Genomic DNA, 16,951 nt, shown 5'->3' on the forward strand with positions numbered 1-16,951 from the left:
GAAGAAATGGCGTGCGGGACGGCGGGCGCGTGGAGGGAGCCGCAGCAACGGTGATCCGGGCGATTGCCGCGATCAACGCGCCGGCGCGCGACTCGTGGCACGCCGGCGTTTCATGTCAATCCGGTCACCCGTTCCGGAAAATCTCGCTATACGCGCTCAACGCAGGCACGCCGCCGAGATGCGCATACAGCACCTTCGACCCCGGCTCGAATTCGCCGAGCCGGACCTTGTCGATCATCCCGTGCATCGATTTCCCTTCGTAGACGGGATCGGTCAGCATGCCCTCGAGACGCGCGCACAGGCGAATCGCTTCGAGCGTGCCGTCGTTCGGCAGCCCGTATTCGGGGCCGGCGTAGCGCGTGTCGAGCACCACGTCCGCCGCGGTGATCGGCCGGCCCAGGTCCACGAGCTCGGCGGTGTGGCGCGCGATGCGCGTGATCTGCTCGTGCGTGCGTTCGGGCGTGGCCGACGCGTCGATCCCGATCACGCGGTCGGCGCGCCCGTCGGCCGCGAAGCCGACGACCATCCCCGCCTGCGTGCTGCCCGTGACCGAACACACGACGATGTAGTCGAACTTGAAGCCGAGTTGTGCCTCCTGCGCACGCACTTCCTCGGCGAACCCGACGAAACCGAGCCCGCCGAGCGGATGCTCGGAGCAGCCGGCCGGAATCGGGTAAGGCTTGCCGCCCGCCTGCCGCACGCTCTCCATCGCTTCTTCCCAGCTGCGGCGAATGCCGATGTCGAAGCCGTCGGACACGAGCCGCACGTCCGCGCCCATCATGCGCGACAGCTGGATGTTGCCGACGCGGTCGTATACCGGATCTTCATAGTTGACCCAGTGCTCCTGCACGAGTACGCACTTCATCCCGAGATGCGCGGCGACGGCCGCGACCTGGCGCGTCTGGTTCGACTGCACGCCGCCGATCGATACGAGCGTATCCGCGCCCTGCGCGAGCGCGTCGGGGACGAGGTATTCGAGCTTGCGCGTCTTGTTGCCGCCGAACGCGAGGCCGCTGTTGCAGTCCTCGCGCTTCGCATACAGCTCGACCTTGCCGCCGAGGTGCTCGCTGAGGCGTTTGAGCGGCTGGATCGGCGTCGGGCCGAACGTGAGCGGATAACGGGGAAAACGTTGCAGGTTCATCGACGGGCTCCGGAAAGCGGTGGGCGGGAAACGGAATCGTTCGGGCGCGGCCGGCAGGCCGTGTCTCGACGAGAAAAATGATAGGCAGAAGCGCGAGAAATGAGCTTGCGAAATAAATTGCGGCGGCCTACGTTATCGACGACAAGAGCATGCGATAAACAATTTTGATTCGTTGAGAAGGAGGATGACGCAATGAAATTAGATCGAGGCAGCGCATCGCTGGCCGACGCCGCACCGGCGCTCGATCGCATCGACCGCGCGATCCTGCGGCAACTGCAGCAGGACGCGTCGATCTCCAACGTGAGCCTCGCGGCGAAGGTGAAGCTGAGCGCGCCGGCGTGCCTGCGGCGCGTCGAGCGGCTGAAGGAAATGGGGCTGATCCGCGGCATCGTCGCGTTGCTCGATCCGAAGCCGCTCGGTGCCGGGATGCTGGTCGTGATCGGCTTCGTGCTGGATCGCTCGACGCCCGAAGCGTTCGCCGCGTTCGAGAAGGCCGCGCAGAAAGTGTCGGGATGCGTCGAGTGCCACGTCGTGACCGGCGAATTCGACTACTTCATGCTGGTGCGCACGCGCGACAACGACAGCTTCAACCGGCTGCACGCCGAACAACTGCTGTACCTGCCGGGCGTGCGGCAGGTGCGCTCGTTCATGGTGCTCAAGGAGATTCTTTCGACGCATGCGCTGCCGGTGTAGCGCATCGTGATGCGGCTGACCGCGCATGCTGTGTTGGCGGCATGCGGGCAAAACGAAGTGAGCACGATCGGCACACCGAGTCACACCTGTTGCGCCGCACGGCCACGGCCAACCTCCACGCGTTCGAACACGGTCGTAAAGGCATAGCCTCGCTCGTCGCCGTGACAAGTCGACTCGCTACCGCTTGCGCCGTCTCGGGTCGATGCCGTTTTGTTCCAGCAGCTTTCGCAGTCGTGCGTTATCGCCCCATAGCGTAGCGAACGCGATCAACATCATCAGGGTGGGAAACCATTCGCCGGTCGCGGCGATGATGGTCCATCCCACGGCGGCGCAAATCAACGCCGTGACGATGAGAAGCAAGCGATCCACGATCCACTTCATCGCGCACCCCGGATTGCAGTGTTTGCCTTCAACCCGAGATAGCTATGCGGGCCGGGCGCGAGAACTTCGGGATGCCGCAGGATGTGCGCCATGATCAACGGATGTATCGCAAGGCGGTAGCGTGCGCCCCATTGCGCGACCGCCAGGGACAGATTGCTTCCGTGTTTGCCGATGCCGCATGCCGACGCAGCATCTGTCGCGACCATCAGGCTACCGATGACCGCGCCGAGATAGACGCTGCCGAGGATCGCCCCATGACGGTTGCCACTTCGAGTTTTGTGGTCGCACCAAGCAATTCCGCGACCGTCGCATCCGGACCTGGCGTCTTTAGCGCGCCCATCATCGTGCTGACACTCGCCACCGCTGTTTCCAGGGTCGCGAATAGCGTTGTGGGAACGGGCATATGCAGCGCGGTCATGTTGGCTTGAAACACTTCCGAAAAGCTCAAACATCTCGGTGTTGCCACGGGCCATTCTCCTGACGAATCGACTTATTCTACCTATTCGTCTTCGCTCGCCATCTCAAATTGTGTGCTCGTGTTCCGCGACTATCTCGCGGGAAATATGTCGAGTGGAGACTCGACGAAAATTCTTGATACGGTTGAAAAAGCGCTCGACAACATTGCGTGTGCGCTCAGCGTTGCCACGGCGCTCCGCCAGGCTGCCGCACCGTTTTTCCGAGCCGTTCGCGCGCCGTGTGCAGCATCGCCTCATCGAGTTCACCGTCATCCGCCAGCGCCTTCAACGCGGCGAGCACGATGCTCGCTCGATCGACTTCGAAGAACGCGCGCAACGCCTCGCGCGTGTCGCTGCGGCCGAACCCGTCGGTGCCGAGCGTCACGTAGCGGCGCGGCACGTATGCACGGATCAGTTCGGGCACCGCGCGCACGTAGTCGGTCGCCGCAATCACGGGGCCTTGCGTCGCGGCAAGCTGCTGCGTGACATAAGGCTCGGCCGCCGTGTCGCCGAGTCGCGACAGCCGTTCGGCTTCCATCCCGTCGCGTTGCAGTTCGCTGAAACTCGTGACGCTCCACACGGCGGCATCGATACCCCAGTCGTCTTTCAGCATCCGCTGCGCGGCGAGCACTTCGCCGAGGATCGCGCCCGCGCCGAGCAACTGCACGCGCGCCGTTGCGTTCGAACCGGACGGCAGCCGGTGCATGCCCTTCAGGATGCCTGCGCGTCGCGTGGCCGGATCGTCGTCGGGCATCGACGGCTGCGCGTAGTTCTCGTTCATCACCGTCACGTAATAGAACACGTCGCGCTGTTGCTCGACCATCTCGCGCATGCCGGCATCGACGATCGTCGCGACTTCGTACGCGAACGCCGGATCGTACGCGCGGCAGTTCGGGATCGTGGACGCCGCGAGATGGCTGCTGCCGTCCTGATGCTGCAGCCCCTCGCCGCCGAGCGTCGTGCGGCCCGATGTCGCGCCGACGAGGAAGCCGCGCGAGCGCTGGTCGGCGGCGGCCCAGATCAGGTCGCCGATGCGCTGGAACCCGAACATCGAGTAGTAGACGTAGAACGGCAGCATCGGCAGGTCGTGCACGCTGTACGCGGTCGCCGCGGCGATCCACGACGACACCGCGCCGGCCTCCGAGATGCCTTCCTCGAGGATCTGCCCGCGCGTGTCCTCGCGGTAGTAGAGCATCGAGCCGAGATCCTCCGGTTCGTAGCGCTGCCCGAGCGGCGAGTAGATGCCGACCTGCCGGAACAGGTTCGCCATGCCGAACGTGCGCGCTTCGTCCGCGACGATCGGCACGACGCGCGGGCCAAGCGCCGGATCCTTCAGCAGCGCGGCCAGCATGCGCACGAGCGCCATCGTCGTCGACATCTCGCGGCCCGCCGCGTCCAGCGCGAACGCACCCCAGGCCGGCGTCGGCGGGACGGTGAGCCCCTCCGACGCCACCATCCGCCTTCTGGGCAGATAGCCGCCCAGGGCAGCCCGGCGAGCGTGCAGGTAGCGCATCTCGGGGCTGTCTTCGGCTGGTTTGTAGAACGTGAGCTGCTCGACGTCGAGATCCGACAGCGGCAGCCGGAAGCGGTCGCGGAACGCCTTCAGGTCGTCGACGTCGAGCTTCTTCTGCTGGTGGGTCGTCATCCGGCCCTGGCCGGCCGTGCCCATTCCGTAGCCCTTCATCGTCTTCGCGAGGATCACGGTCGGCTGGCCGCGATGCGCGAGCGCGCGTGCATACGCGGCGTGCAGCTTGCGTGCATCGTGGCCGCCGCGGCGCAGGCGGTCGATTTCCGCGTCGGTGAGCTGCGCGGCGAGGGCGTCGAGCGCCGGGTCGCGGCTGAAGAAGCGCGCGCGGTTGTACGCGCCGTCGTTCGCGGAGAAGGTCTGGAACTGGCCGTCGACGGTGTCGGCGAACGCGCGGGCGAGCGCGCCCGCATGGTCGCGCGCGAACAGCGGATCCCAGTCGGACCCCCACAACACCTTGATCACGTTCCAGCCGGCACCGGCGAACAGCGCCTCGAGCTCGTCGATCACGCGGCCGTTGCCGCGCACCGGGCCGTCGAGCCGCTGCAGGTTGCAGTTGATCACGAACACGAGGTTGTCGAGCCCCTCGCGCGCGGCGAGCGACAGCGCGCCGAGCGATTCGGGCTCGTCCATCTCGCCGTCGCCGAAGAAGCCCCACACCGTGCGCGCGGCCGTGTTCGCGAGGCCGCGATGCTGCAGGTAGCGCATGAAGCGCGCCTGGTAGATCGCGTTGATCGGGCCGATGCCCATCGAGCCGGTCGGGAACTGCCAGAAGTCGGGCATCAGCCACGGGTGCGGATACGAGCACAGGCCGGGCCCGGCGATCTCGCGGCGGTAGTGCTTCAGGTGCGCGTCGTCGAGGAAGCCTTCGAGATACGCGCGCGCATAGACGCCCGGCGACGAATGCGGCTGGAAGTAGACGAGGTCGCCGCCCGTGCCGCGTTCACCGTGTTCACCCTGTTCGCTGCTGCCGTCGGCCGCTGCCGCGCGGAAGAAATGGTTGAAGCCGACTTCGAACAGGTCGGATGCCGACGCGTAGCTCGCGATGTGGCCGCCGAGCTCGCCGTACGCGCGGTTCGCACGCACGACCATCGCGAGCGCATTCCAGCGCAGCGCGGCGGACAGCCGCTCTTCGAGCTCGGCATCGCCCGGGTAGGGCGGCTGGTCGTGTGCGGCGATCGTGTTCAGGTACGGCGTGACGGGCCCGCGCGCCGCCGCCAGGCCGCTTGCGTGCGCATGGGCGGCGAGCCGGTCGAGCAGGAACTGCGCGCGGTCCTTGCCGACGTGCGCGAGAACCGCGTCGAGCGCTTCGAGCCATTCGGCGGTTTCTTCCGGGTCGGCGTCGGCGTGCGCGAGGTTCGCGCGCCGCGTGGCATCGAGTCCGTTCGACAGGTCCGTCATCGCAGGTCTCCCGCGCACCGGTTCGAAGCGGCGCGCAATCAGTGGCAATCGGTCGGATCATGCTACCCGCCGATCCGCAAAATATGCGTCTGATTTCATTGGGATTTCTCGTGCGGATAGTGTAAATATTCCGGTTATGGCCACTCTTCCGGAATATTTCGACCATGAGCGCAAACCCGCGGCGGCTCGACCGCATCGACATCGGCATCCTGAACCAGCTTCAGCAGAACGCGCGGATCACGAACGCGGAACTCGCGCGCGCGGTGAACCTGTCGGCCACGCCCTGCTTCAACCGCGTGCGCGCGCTGGAGAAGCTCGGGCTGTTCCGGCAGCAGGTCACGCTGCTCGACCCGGAGCCGCTCGGGCTGCGGATCAACGTGTTCATCCAGGTCAGCCTCGAGAAGCAGGTCGAGGATGCGCTGCAGCGCTTCGAGGAAGCGATCTCGCAGCGGCCCGAGGTGATGGAGTGCTACCTGATGTCGGGCGACGCCGATTACCTGCTGCGTGTCGTGATGCCCGACATGCGCACGCTCGAGCGCTTCATCATCGAGCGGCTGACGACGATTCCCGGCGTGTCGAACATCCGGTCGAGCTTCGCGCTGAAGCAGGTGCGCTACAAGACCGCGCTGCCGCTGCCGGCGGCGGGGCTGACGCTGGTCGATCCGGACGAGTCGGCGTCCGACTGGAGCTGAACGTGCGTCGGCGGGCGAAACCGCCGGTTTGCCGACGAAACGGCGACAGTCGCCCGACGCCGCCGAAAGGGATCGAACGAAACGTGCGCAAGTGCGTTGCACGTTCACGACGCCTCGCGAAACGATCGCGTATGCTCGTCCGTTCCGTGGCACGGGAGGCCACCGGAGTCGGTTCATTCGTGTGACGACCCATCAACGAGCGAGGGCACCATGGCAAGACAGACGATGGCGGAATACCTGGCGAAGACGCTGGCGGCAGCGGGCGTCGAGCGCATCTGGGGCGTGACGGGCGACAGCCTGAACGGCCTGTCGTTCAGCCTGAGCCAGATCGGCTCGATCCGCTGGATGCATACGCGGCACGAGGAAAGCGCCGCGTTCGCGGCCGGCGCGGACGCCGCGTCGACCGGGCGGCTCGCGGTGTGCGCGGGCAGTTGCGGCCCCGGCAACCTGCACCTGATCAACGGCTTGTACGACTGCCACCGCAATCACCAGCCGGTGCTCGCGATCGCCGCGCACATTCCGTCGACCGAGATCGGTCTCGGCTACTTCCAGGAAACCCATCCGCAGGAGCTGTTCCGCGAATGCAGCCACTTCGCGGAGCTCGTGACCAACGCGTCGCAGTTCCCGCGCGTGCTCGCGCGGGCGATGCGCACGGCGATCGAGGAACGCGGCGTCGCGGTGATCGTGCTGCCGGGCGACATCGCGCTCGGCGACGGCCCGGAAGAGCCGCCGGCGTGGAGCGAATCGGCCCCGCCGTCGATCCTGCCGGCCGATGCCGATCTCGACCGGCTCGCGGCGCTGCTCAACGCGTCCGACGCGGTCACGCTGCTGTGCGGCAGCGGCACGCAGGGCGCGCACGACGAGGTGGTTGCACTGGCCGACACGCTTGGCGCACCGGTCGTGCACGCGCTGCGCGGCAAGCAGTTCGTCGAATGGGACAACCCGTTCGACGTCGGGATGACAGGGCTGATCGGCTTCAGTTCGGGCTATCACGCGATGGAATCGTGCGACACGCTGCTGATGCTCGGCACGGACTTCCCGTACCGGCCGTTCTATCCGTCGAACGCGAAGGTCGTGCAGATCGACTGGAAGGGCTCGCAGCTCGGCCATCGCGCGCCGCTCGCGCTCGGGCTCGTCGGCACCGTGAAGGAAACGATCGCGGCGCTGCTGCCGCGCTTGACGCGCAAGACCCAGCGGCGCTTCCTCGAGAACGCGCTGAAGCACTACGCGGCCGCGCGCAAGGGGCTCGACGATCTCGCGGTGGCCGAGCCGCCGGGCCGCGCGATCCATCCGCAATACCTGACGAAGATCGTCGACGAAGTCGCGGCGGAAGACGCGATCTTCACGGCCGACGTCGGCACGCCGACGCTGTGGGCCGCGCGCTACCTGACGATGAACGGCAAGCGGCAACTGCACGGCTCGTTCAATCACGGGTCGATGGCGAATGCGATGCCGCAGGCGCTCGGCGCGCAGGGGGCGCATCCGGGGCGGCAGGTGGTGTCGCTGTCCGGCGACGGCGGGCTGTCGATGCTGCTCGGCGACCTGCTCACCGCGCGCCAGCTCAAGCTGCCGGTCAAGATCGTCGTGTACAACAACAGCCTGCTCGGCTTCGTGTCGATGGAGCTGAAGGCGGCCGGCTATCTCGACACGAACGTCGACCTGAGCCCGACCGACTTCGCGGCGATCGCGAAGGGCGCGGGCATCTTCAGCGTGCGCGTCGAGCATTCGGAGAACGTCGAAGAAGCGCTGCGCATGGCGTTCGCGCATGACGGGCCGGCCGTGGTCGACGTCGTCACGTCGAAGTACGAACTCGCGATGCCGCCGAAGATCGAACTCGCGCATGCGAAGGGCTTCAGCCTGTTCATGCTGCGCGCGATCCTCAGCGGGCGCGGCGACGAGATCGTCGAGCTGGCGAGAACCAACCTGCGGTGAGACGGCGCCGCGCGTGAGGCTTCGGGCAGCGCGCGGCATACCGCGGCGACGAACGCGCCGGGGCGCGTTCGTCGCCGCAGCGCGAATTGAACAACACGAAAACATGGCAATCGAGATTCGCGCCTACGAGGCATCCGACCTGCACACGCTGTCGGCCATCTGGTTCGACGCGTCGCTGCTCGCGCATCCGTTTCTTGGCGAGGCGCGGCTGCGCGAGCAGCGCACGCTGATCGAAACGGTTTATCTGCCCGACGCGGAAACCTGGGTCGCGTATCGGGCAGGCGAGCCGGTCGGCTTCATCGGCCTGCTCGACGCGTCGATCGGCGGATTGTTCGTCGCGCCGGCGATGCAGGGCCGCGGGATCGGCCGCGCGCTGGTCGAGCATGCGCTTGCGCTCAAGGGCGTGCTCGATCTCGAGGTGTACGCCGACAATCGCGATGCCTGCGCGTTCTACGCGCGGCTCGGCTTCGAGGAAATTTCGCGGCGCGACGAGGACGACGAGGGCTTGCCGTTCGCGAACATCCTGATGCGCGCCACGCGCTGAGCCGGAGCGCAGGCAGGACCCGTGTGCCGCGCGGCTCGGCATCAGTCGCGATGATGTTGCGGAGCGCTTGTGCTTGCGCTCAGGCCGGCGCCGCGTCGCGGCCGGCCGCCAACCCCTCGCGCACGGCTTCGACGAACAGCCGCAGCGCAGCAGGCGGATAGTAGAGGCACGGCGCACCGAAATCCTGGCTCCATGCCGGCAATGCGCGCACGAGCCGCCTGGTGGCGACGAGATCGGCCACGCGCGATTCCGTCACGCACGCGATGCCGCTGCCGGCCAGCGCGGCATCGATCATCAGCCCCGGGTTGCCGAGCGTCATCGGCCCGTCGACATCCACGCTGACGCGCTTGCCCTTGCGGATCAGGTCCCATCGATAGAGCGCGCCGCTTTCGAACCGGTAGCGGATGCACCGGTGCTGCATGAGAGCCGGTGGCCGTGCCTGCGGCGCTGCAGCAGATCAGGATCGTCGGCGAGCGCTATCCCGCGCACTTCCAGCTGCGCATCGACCGCCGATCGGGCTTCGGCAGCCGATCAGGCACGAATTGATCAGGAGAATCAGGGACAATCTTCACGTCGCCTTAAGATTGCGTTTCCTAGAATCGATTTGATCGTCGCTCTTCCTGCGGCGGACCGATTCGTCCAGGAGGATGCGCATGCCGAAGCCCCGTGTCGCCGTAGCCCTGTTCCACGAACGCGCCGGCACGTCGCCGCTGACGGCGCAACTGCTCAAGGGCTGCCCATGATGTGGCCGAACGCGTGGCGTGTCTCGGCACTGTTCGTGCGCGAGTGGGTCGGCCGTCCGGCCGCGGTGGGCGCGTTGTGCCCGAGTTCGCGGCAACTGGCGCGCGAGATGGCCGACGCGGTGCCGGACGGCGGCGGGCTGGTCGTCGAGCTCGGCGGCGGCACCGGCGCGATCACCGCGGCATTGCTCGAACGCGGCGTCGCACCGCAGCGGCTCGTCGTGGTCGAGCGTTCGCCGGCGTTCGTCCAGCATCTGCGGCGACGCTTTCCGGGCATCTCGATCGTGTCGGGCGACGCGCGGCAGCTGGAGCGGCTGCTGCCGCCCGATGCGCGCGTCGACGCGATCGTGTCGTGCCTGCCGCTGCGCACGCTGCCGCGGCAGGACGTGACGGCGATCGTCGACCAGTGCCATCGCGTGCTGTCGGCCGACGGCGTGATGATCCAGTTCACGTACGACCTGCGGCCGCCCGGCCGTCATCCGCTGGGCGACTCGGCATTTGTTGCCTGCGGCAGCCGGATCGTCTGGGCAAATATTCCGCCTGCGCGCATCGTGACCGTGCGCAGCATCACCGCCGAACACGCGGAATGACACCGCCGCATGCGGGGCGCCCGGCGGTGGCGCCTCGCCATTTCCTTTCATAAGCCCTTCCAATCCTTCCAATTTCCATTCACATTGCCGTCACATCAGGTTCCTACCATCGCCTTTCATTTCGAAAGCATCAATGGCGGGGGGAACCGGCGACATGAATCGAATCAAACTGGCGGCGCTGCTGGGTGCCGGCGCCTTTGCACTGGCCGGATGCGGCAGCGACGACGGCCCGACCAGCACGGCGCCCGGCCCCGTGAAGCCGCTGGCCGCGCGCAACGTGATCTTTTTCCTCGGCGACGGCATGGGGATGACGACGCTCACGGCCGCGCGCATCTTTGCGGTCGGTGAAGACGGCGCGCTGACGATCGACACGCTGCCCGAATCCGCGTTCGTGAAGACCTATTCCAACGATGCGCAGGTGACGGACAGTGCGCCGTCGATGTCGGCGTACATGACCGGCGTCAAGACCAACAACGAAGTGATCTCGATGTCGCCCGACACGAAGGCGATCGAGCCGACCGCCGGCCTCACCGGCAACTGCGGCGCGAACAACGGCAAGTCGGCGACGACACTGCTCGAGATCGCGAAGGCGCAGGGGCTGGCTACCGGTGTCGTGACGACCACGCGCGTCACGCACGCCACGCCCGCTGCGACGTATGCGCACGTGTGCCATCGCGACGCCGAGAACGACATCGCGGCGCAGCTCGTGCCGGGCGGCGCGGGCTATAACGGCGCGCTGGGCGACGGCGTCGACGTCGTGCTCGGCGGCGGCACGCAATTCTTCGTGCCGAAGGACGGCGGCGGCAAGCGCACCGACGGGCGCAACCTCGTCAACGAGCTGAAGGCGAAGGGCTATGCGTTCGCGCAGAACCGCGACGACCTGCTGGCAGCCGACGCGACGAAGGGCGGCAAGCTGGTCGGCCTGTTCTCGTCGAGCCACATGAGCTACGACCTCGATCGCGGCGCGACGAAGGAGCCGAGCCTCACCGACATGGCGACGCGCGCGCTCGACGTGCTGCAGAAGAACCCGAACGGCTATTTCCTGATGGTCGAAGGCGGCCGGATCGACCACGCGCTGCACGACACCAATGCGAAGCGCGCACTGCAGGACACGGTTGCGTTCGACAACGCGATCAAGGCGACGATCGACAAGGTGCGCAAGACCGATCCCGACCTGAAGAACACGCTGATCGTCGTCACGGCCGATCACGATCACACGCTGGTGCTGAACGGCTATGCGGCGCGCACCGGCAAGACGGAGGCGGGCAAGCCCGGCGTGCTGGGCGTGCTGCGCAGCTACCAGACGGGTGCGGTTGCGAAGGACGCGGACGGCGCGCCGTACACGATCATCGGCTTCGGCAACGGCGAGAACCGCGTGCAGGGCAGCCGCGCGGGCACCGCGCTCACCGACGCGGTAACGGGCGCCGACGACTACCGCCAGGAGGCGGTCGTGCGCATGGACAAGGGCAGCGAGACGCACGGCGGCACCGATGTGTTCCTCGGTGCGATCGGCCGCGGCGCGGATGCGTTCCACGGCGTGATCGAGAACAACAAGGTCTTCGAGCTGGTGCGCAACGCGGTGCAGCTGTGAGCGCCGACCATACGGGTACAGGGGAATACAGGATGTCGACCATCAAGTGCATCGCGGCGGCGCTGGCCGTCGCGGGTTTCGCATGCGGCGCGGCGCACGCTGCCGGCCAGGCGAAGAACGTGATCTTCTTTCTCGGCGACGGCATGGGGCCGACGACCGTGACGGCGAGCCGGATCTACAAGGTCGGCGAGTCGGGACAACTGACGATGGAGAAGCTGGCCCGCACCGCGCGCGTCAAGACCTTCTCGAACGACGCGCAGACGACCGACAGCGCGCCGTCGATGGCCGCGTACATGACCGGCGTGAAGATGAACAACGAAGTGCTGTCGATGTCGTCCGACACGCGCGCGGTCGCGCCGGGCAACGATGCGAACGGCAACAAGACCGTCAACAACTGCACGCCGGGCAACGGCCAGCCGGTCGCGACGCTGCTGGAGCTCGCGAAGGCGCGCGGCAAGGCGGTCGGCGCGATCACGACGACCGAGCTCACGCACGCGACGCCGGCCGCGACCTATTCGCACATCTGCCATCGCGATGCGCAGTACGACATCGCCGCGCAGGCGGCGCCGGGCGGTGCAGGCTACAACGCGGCGCTCGGCGACGGCGTCGACGTGCTGATGGGCGGCGGCCGCAACCACTGGACACCGTTCGATCCGGTAGCCAACAAGCGCGGCCGCGCGGACGGGCGCAACCTGCTCGACGAGATGAAGGCGAAGGGCTACACGGTCGTGGCGTCGAAGGATCAGCTCGCGCAGGCCGGCAACGGGAAGCTGGTCGGCCTGTTCAGTTCGACGAGCCATCTCGAGTACGAGCTGGACCGCGTGGCGGGCAAGGGTGAAGGGCCGTCGCAGCCGAGCCTTGCCGAGATGACGTCGAAGGCGATCGACGTGCTGTCGAAGCATTCGAACGGCTACTTCCTGATGGTCGAAGGCGGCCGGATCGACCACGCGCTGCACGGCACCAACGCGAAGCGCGCGCTCGAAGACACGGCGGCGTTCGATGAAGCGATCCGCGTCGCGTTGTCGAAGGTCGACCTGTCGAACACGCTGATCGTCGTGACGGCCGACCACGACCACACGATGACGATCAACGGCTATTCGAAGCGCGGCAACCCGATTCTCGACATCAGCCGCAATTACCGCGACGGCCAGCCGAGCAAGGACGCCGACGGCAATACCTACACGACGCTGGTGTTCGGCAACGGCGCGAACCGGCCGAACGTGCGCGCGTCGGTCGATTCGGCCACGGCGACGAACGACGCGTATCTGCAGGAAGTCGGCGTGCGGATGGGCAGCGCGGGCTCGGAGACGCACGGCGGCGGCGACGTGATGCTGTTCGCCGACGGCGCGGATGCGAAGGCGTTCAAGGGCACGATCGACAATACGAAGGTGTTCGGTCTCGTGCGCTCGGCGTTCGGTTTCTGAGCCCGGCGACTTGACGATGGACGGGAATCTTCGATGAAACGCCAGCTACTCTGTGCGCTCGCCTGCGGGTGGGTGACGCTGCCCGCCTTTGCAGCGGCGGACCTCGACGCCGTGCTGCAGCACGAGAGCCGCACGCTGACGGCCGACGGCGTGACGCGCACGACGATGTATCGCGAACGGATGGTGCGGCGCGACGGGCACGTCTGGGTCGAACGCGTGCTGCCCGTCGCGGCGGCAGGCGGTCACGGCGACGATCACGACCATGACCACGACGCGGGCGGTGTGCGCGAGACCCCGCAGCGCGCCGGCGTGCAGCCGGCCGCCGCGCACGCAGGCCACAAGCATTTCAACTTTCAGGCGGCCGCGCGGCACGTGACGTACGACGGCAAGACGGCACGTATCGAGTACGTGGACGCGTCGAACCGGACGGTCGTCAGCGTGCCGCCGGCCGAGTACGAAACCACGGGCTTCGACGGTTCGTGGGACAACGCGTACTACGTCACGCCGCCGTCGCAGTTGAAGCGGCTCGCGGTCGCGACGCGCGGCGACGCGCCCGGCACCCGCTGGTACGAGCAGGCGGTCGACACGCCCGGCGCGCGCGGCGTGAACCGGATCCTGTGGAGCGAGACGCTGCAGGCGCCGCTGTCGGTCGAGTACCGGAGCGCCGACGGCCGCGTCGTGCGCAAGCTGACGCTGACACCGGCGCCGGCCGCGCGGCGGGCTACTTTGCCGTGGCAGACGCTCGCCAGCTATACGCGCAAGGAATACGCGGATTATCTCGACTGATCGGCGATTTCGACTGTTCGTACGCGGGACTCGCGGTCAGGCCGGCCGGTATCGTCAAGCGATACGGCCGGGCCCTGGCCGTTTTTTCGCGGCTAACCGGCAGCCGTTGCCGATGACACGCTAGAAGCGCGCGCCGTCCGGCACGCGCGCTGAAGGCCGCGACGCGATTCGCTTGATGAAACGGTCGAGCGGTGTCGCATAGCCGCGCGCGATCGCCGCGCTCAGCACCGCCGACAGCAGCAGATACGCAATCAGCAACAGCAGCTTCGTGTCGCCATGCGTAGCCGATGGCGGCCAGAGCGTGCGCAGGCCGCCGAGCACGATCAGGTGGAACAGGTACAGCTCGTAGCTGAGCTTGCCGGCCCGGTGCAACGGCGCGAGCAGGCGGCCATGCGCGCGCGTGCCGCCGACGTGCGCGCCGATCAGCAGCACGGCGGTGCCGAGCGCCATCGCGGTGACGCCGGCGACATGGCTTTCCGCGATCGGCCAGGCCAGATAGAGCGCGGCCATTGCTGCCGCGACGGGCCACTGCACGAACGGTGCGGCCAGCCGCTGCCGGTTCATGCGCTCGGCCAGCAACGCGGTGCAGCAGCCGATCGCGATGCCGTCGAACGATGCGAAGTACGCATAGAGGAACCCGCCTTCGTCGCCGGCGTGCGTGAAGCGGTACACGGGCCCGATCGCGGCGATGACCGCCCAGAACGCGACCAGCCGCGCCTCGCGGCGCAGCGCGATGCACAACAGCGGAAACGACAGGTAGAACACCTCTTCGACCGACAGCGACCACAGCACGCCGAGCGCGTAGTTGACCCACCCGTAGGCGCCGATCAGCACGTTCATCCAGAACGTCAGCGAGGCGAGATTCACGAGCCAGAACGACACGGCGATGCCTTGTGGCGCATGGTTCTGGAAGATCGGCACGCCGGCCGCCGCGAGGCCGTTGACGAGCGCGAGCAGCAGGAGCAGGCACGGGACGATGCGCGCGACGCGCGACACGTAGAACGCGCGCACGTCGACCGCGCCGAGGTGGCCCCAGCGGCGCCGCGCATTCGACGTGATCAGGTAGCCGGAGATCACGAAGAACATCGTCACGCCGTAGTTGCCGTTGCGCGCCACCGCATGCACCGCATCCCAGCCGAATACGTGCGCGAGCGACGTGTCGCGCAACGAGTAGGGGATGTTGAAGTGATGCAGCAGGACGAGCACGATCGACACGCCGCGCAGCAGGTCGATCCGCGCGTTGCGCGGGCCGGTGCTCATTGCGGGCGGCCCGGTTCGGCGAGGGCAGGCAGCGCCGCCAGGAACGTATCGCGGGAGCGGATGCCTGCATTCGGCGTTTGCCGCTTGTCGTCCTGGATCAGGTTCGCGAACACGAGCGTGCGCGGCCCCTTGGTCGCCCAGCCGACGAACCAGCCATACGCATGCTCGCCGTCGTACTTGAGGCCCGGCGAGCCCGTGCCCGTCTTGCCGTGCACGGTCCAGCCGCCCGGCTGCGCGTCGAGCAGCGTGATGCGTTCGGTCATGTCGTACGCGTGCGCGCTGACGGGCAGCGTTCGGCGCACGATCTTGCGCATGAACGCGACCTGTTCGAGCGGCGAGATCTGCAGCGACGAGTTGGCCCACGCACCCATCACGCCGCTCAGCTCGCCCTGCTTGCTGGTGACGTCCGCGTTGCCATAGCCGAATGCGTTCGTGTACTGCTGGAAGCGTGCCTGACCGAGCGCCTGCGCGACCTGTTCCGAATACCAGAAGATCGACAGCTTCATCCAGCGTGCCGGGTCGGTCGGCTCGCGCCACGGCGCGCCGCCCCAGTCGGGGTAGCCGGCGCGGAAGTCGAGCGTTGGCGTGTGCTCGTCCTTCAGGACGCCGGCGTCGTAGCCCATCAGGCTGATCGCCACCTTGAACGTCGACGCCGACGTCACGCGCGTCGCGCAGTCGCCTTGCTGCACGAGCACCTGGCCGGTGGCGGCGTCGGCGACGACGGTGCAGATCGGGCGGGCATGGGAAGTCGCAGCGGCCAGAAGGCCGGTGGCGAAGGTGAACAGTGCGCGGCGCCAGTGCTTCAAGTGACACTCCTCGGGGATGGGCGGTTTGCGTGCGGTGCGGGTGGAAGGCGGCAGGCCGTGCGCAATGGCGGCGACGGCCGGCATCGAGCATGTCGCTGGATGGCGGCCGTCGCGGAGGGTCACAGTGTATCGACGGATCGTCGTCCATTGACCTATCACGATTGACGGGCCAATCGTACGTTTTTTGCCGGCTTCGACGGCAATGGCCGATCGCGTGTTGCGGCGCGCATGAAAAGCCCGCCGGCAGGCTTGCGCTTGCGAGCGGGCGAAGACACTTCGGGCCGACCGGCGCGGGTGCCGCGTGAAGCATGGAGAACCGGGCTGCGTCAGAACTTGTGGCGCAGCACGAGACGCACGGCCACCGCGCGTGAATGACTGCCGCACGGCCAGCCGATGCCCGAAGCCGTGTCGTGCCCCGTATGCCGTTTTTTGCATCGGCGGTGTGTTTTTTTGCACGCCGTTTATGCGGTCTCTTCTAAGCTGGGGATGTGTCGAACAGCCGAGACGGCTCCCGTCCGCGCCATGACCTTCATTCATCCTGTTCCTGCCTTCAATGTCGCCGGCCGCCAGTTGCGCGCCGGCGCACGCAACAACGTCATTCCGTTCCCGCCGCCGCGCCCGCGCCTGCAGTTGCCCGTCACTTTGACGGCCGACTCCGGCGAACGCGCGCACGCGCGGCTCGCGGCGCTGCTGCATTCCCCGCTCGGGGTGTACGTCGTCAGCGCGCGCGCCGTACGCGACGTGGTCCACGTGCACTTCGACATCGCGCCGGAAGACCTGGATTTCACGCTGCACATGCTGATCGCGCAGCAGGCCGATGCGGTGATCGGGCCGGTCGCGCGCCGGTTGCGCGTCGGGCCGAAGGCGCGGTGAAGCGGGGAACGGTTATTGCTCGTTCCTCGATGGCTTGTCCGATCCGCCGCCCGATCGCCGGTCGCCGTGCTGTTCGCCCGCAGGCGGCGGACAGGCGAGCGGCACCGCGTGCGCGGC

At 67.4% G+C, this 16,951-nt stretch carries 15 protein-coding genes and 1 pseudogene; 9 read left to right on the forward strand and 7 right to left on the reverse strand.

The genetic code is table 11. The features are described 5' to 3' along the window. Nucleotides 1-124: 124 nt before the first annotated feature. Nucleotides 125-1,141, reverse strand: coding sequence for a 1-aminocyclopropane-1-carboxylate deaminase (locus tag G3N64_RS01235; protein ID WP_174914229.1), 1,017 nt, complete (start codon nt 1,139-1,141; stop codon nt 125-127). Nucleotides 1,142-1,333: 192 nt separating this feature from the next. Here G3N64_RS01235 and G3N64_RS01240 point away from each other — a divergent pair, with 192 nt between their 5' ends. Continuing rightward, on the forward strand, nt 1,334-1,834 hold the full coding sequence (locus G3N64_RS01240) for an Lrp/AsnC family transcriptional regulator (protein ID WP_205781960.1): 501 nt from the start codon (nt 1,334-1,336) through the stop codon (nt 1,832-1,834). Nucleotides 1,835-2,011: 177 nt separating this feature from the next. Here the strand turns inward: G3N64_RS01240 and G3N64_RS01245 are convergent, their stop codons facing one another. From G3N64_RS01245 to mdeB, 3 genes are all read right to left on the reverse strand, one after another. Beyond that, on the reverse strand, nt 2,012-2,215 hold the full coding sequence (locus G3N64_RS01245) for a hypothetical protein (RefSeq protein WP_124615197.1): 204 nt from the start codon (nt 2,213-2,215) through the stop codon (nt 2,012-2,014). After that, a complete protein-coding gene (locus G3N64_RS01250; protein ID WP_241020707.1) occupies nt 2,212-2,688 on the reverse strand; it encodes a hypothetical protein in 477 nt (158 codons plus the stop codon). Before G3N64_RS01250 ends, G3N64_RS01245 begins: the two co-directional genes overlap by 4 nt. Nucleotides 2,689-2,848: 160 nt before the next feature. Continuing rightward, nucleotides 2,849-5,596, reverse strand: coding sequence for an alpha-ketoglutarate dehydrogenase (mdeB, locus tag G3N64_RS01255; RefSeq protein ID WP_205781961.1), 2,748 nt, complete (start codon nt 5,594-5,596; stop codon nt 2,849-2,851). Nucleotides 5,597-5,760: 164 nt separating this feature from the next. Between mdeB and G3N64_RS01260 the strand changes: the two genes are divergently transcribed. From G3N64_RS01260 to G3N64_RS01270, 3 genes are all read left to right on the forward strand, one after another. Then, nucleotides 5,761-6,288 (forward strand): Lrp/AsnC family transcriptional regulator, encoded by a 528-nt coding sequence (locus tag G3N64_RS01260; protein ID WP_050017644.1) that lies wholly within the window; start codon nt 5,761-5,763, stop codon nt 6,286-6,288. A 210-nt stretch (nt 6,289-6,498) separates the two neighbouring features. Further along, nucleotides 6,499-8,220, forward strand: coding sequence for a ubiquinone-dependent pyruvate dehydrogenase (poxB, locus tag G3N64_RS01265; RefSeq protein ID WP_205781962.1), 1,722 nt, complete (start codon nt 6,499-6,501; stop codon nt 8,218-8,220). A 103-nt stretch (nt 8,221-8,323) separates the two neighbouring features. Beyond that, entirely contained in the window at nt 8,324-8,764 is a 441-nt protein-coding gene (locus tag G3N64_RS01270) for a GNAT family N-acetyltransferase (RefSeq protein WP_205781963.1), read from the forward strand. A gap of 79 nt (nt 8,765-8,843) precedes the next feature. Here the strand turns inward: G3N64_RS01270 and G3N64_RS01275 are convergent. Next, a pseudogene (locus tag G3N64_RS01275) lies at nt 8,844-9,209 on the reverse strand (LysR substrate-binding domain-containing protein); the annotation flags it as partial. 294 nt (nt 9,210-9,503) lie between these two features. Between G3N64_RS01275 and G3N64_RS01280 the strand changes: the two are divergent. The 4 genes from G3N64_RS01280 to G3N64_RS01295 all read left to right on the forward strand — a co-directional run bounded on the left by G3N64_RS01280 (nt 9,504) and on the right by G3N64_RS01295 (nt 13,895). Further along, entirely contained in the window at nt 9,504-10,094 is a 591-nt protein-coding gene (locus G3N64_RS01280; RefSeq protein ID WP_205781965.1) for a methyltransferase domain-containing protein, read from the forward strand. A 154-nt stretch (nt 10,095-10,248) separates the two neighbouring features. Then, a complete protein-coding gene (locus G3N64_RS01285) occupies nt 10,249-11,685 on the forward strand; it encodes an alkaline phosphatase (protein WP_205781966.1) in 1,437 nt (478 codons plus the stop codon). A gap of 32 nt (nt 11,686-11,717) precedes the next feature. Then, nucleotides 11,718-13,109, forward strand: a complete 1,392-nt coding sequence (locus tag G3N64_RS01290) for an alkaline phosphatase (protein ID WP_205781967.1) — start codon at nt 11,718-11,720, stop codon at nt 13,107-13,109. Between the two features lie 33 nt (nt 13,110-13,142). After that, nucleotides 13,143-13,895, forward strand: a complete 753-nt coding sequence (locus G3N64_RS01295; RefSeq protein ID WP_205781968.1) for a hypothetical protein — start codon at nt 13,143-13,145, stop codon at nt 13,893-13,895. A 120-nt stretch (nt 13,896-14,015) separates the two neighbouring features. Here the strand turns inward: G3N64_RS01295 and G3N64_RS01300 are convergent, their stop codons facing one another. Then, a complete protein-coding gene (locus tag G3N64_RS01300) occupies nt 14,016-15,155 on the reverse strand; it encodes an acyltransferase (protein ID WP_205781969.1) in 1,140 nt (379 codons plus the stop codon). After that, entirely contained in the window at nt 15,152-15,961 is an 810-nt protein-coding gene (gene blaOXA, locus G3N64_RS01305; protein WP_205781970.1) for an OXA-1043 family class D beta-lactamase, read from the reverse strand. The genes G3N64_RS01300 and blaOXA overlap by 4 nt, the downstream gene beginning before the upstream one ends. A gap of 522 nt (nt 15,962-16,483) precedes the next feature. On the opposite strand from blaOXA, the gene G3N64_RS01310 reads away from it, so the two are divergent. Beyond that, on the forward strand, nt 16,484-16,834 hold the full coding sequence (locus tag G3N64_RS01310; protein WP_205782026.1) for a hypothetical protein: 351 nt from the start codon (nt 16,484-16,486) through the stop codon (nt 16,832-16,834). Nucleotides 16,835-16,951 lie beyond the last annotated feature (117 nt).

It is taken from the genome of Burkholderia sp. Ac-20344, assembly GCF_017104975.1.
In the GTDB taxonomy this organism is placed as follows: domain Bacteria; phylum Pseudomonadota; class Gammaproteobacteria; order Burkholderiales; family Burkholderiaceae; genus Burkholderia.

Bases quoted from the DNA above. Each gene is read 5' to 3' on its own strand.
- G3N64_RS01300 (WP_205781969.1), bottom strand. From the start codon at position 15,155: ATGAGCACCGGCCCGCGCAACGCGCGGATCGACCTGCTGCGCGGCGTG.
- G3N64_RS01245 (WP_124615197.1), bottom strand. From the start codon at position 2,215: ATGAAGTGGATCGTGGATCGCTTGCTTCTCATCGTCACGGCGTTGATT.
- G3N64_RS01270 (WP_205781963.1), top strand. From the start codon at position 8,324: ATGGCAATCGAGATTCGCGCCTACGAGGCATCCGACCTGCACACGCTG.
- G3N64_RS01240 (WP_205781960.1), top strand. From the start codon at position 1,334: ATGAAATTAGATCGAGGCAGCGCATCGCTGGCCGACGCCGCACCGGCG.
- G3N64_RS01280 (WP_205781965.1), top strand. From the start codon at position 9,504: ATGATGTGGCCGAACGCGTGGCGTGTCTCGGCACTGTTCGTGCGCGAG.
- poxB (WP_205781962.1), top strand. From the start codon at position 6,499: ATGGCAAGACAGACGATGGCGGAATACCTGGCGAAGACGCTGGCGGCA.
- G3N64_RS01310 (WP_205782026.1), top strand. From the start codon at position 16,484: ATGACCTTCATTCATCCTGTTCCTGCCTTCAATGTCGCCGGCCGCCAG.
- G3N64_RS01250 (WP_241020707.1), bottom strand. From the start codon at position 2,688: ATGGCCCGTGGCAACACCGAGATGTTTGAGCTTTTCGGAAGTGTTTCA.
- G3N64_RS01235 (WP_174914229.1), bottom strand. From the start codon at position 1,141: ATGAACCTGCAACGTTTTCCCCGTTATCCGCTCACGTTCGGCCCGACG.
- G3N64_RS01295 (WP_205781968.1), top strand. From the start codon at position 13,143: ATGAAACGCCAGCTACTCTGTGCGCTCGCCTGCGGGTGGGTGACGCTG.
- G3N64_RS01260 (WP_050017644.1), top strand. From the start codon at position 5,761: ATGAGCGCAAACCCGCGGCGGCTCGACCGCATCGACATCGGCATCCTG.
- G3N64_RS01290 (WP_205781967.1), top strand. From the start codon at position 11,718: ATGTCGACCATCAAGTGCATCGCGGCGGCGCTGGCCGTCGCGGGTTTC.
- G3N64_RS01285 (WP_205781966.1), top strand. From the start codon at position 10,249: ATGAATCGAATCAAACTGGCGGCGCTGCTGGGTGCCGGCGCCTTTGCA.
- mdeB (WP_205781961.1), bottom strand. From the start codon at position 5,596: ATGACGGACCTGTCGAACGGACTCGATGCCACGCGGCGCGCGAACCTC.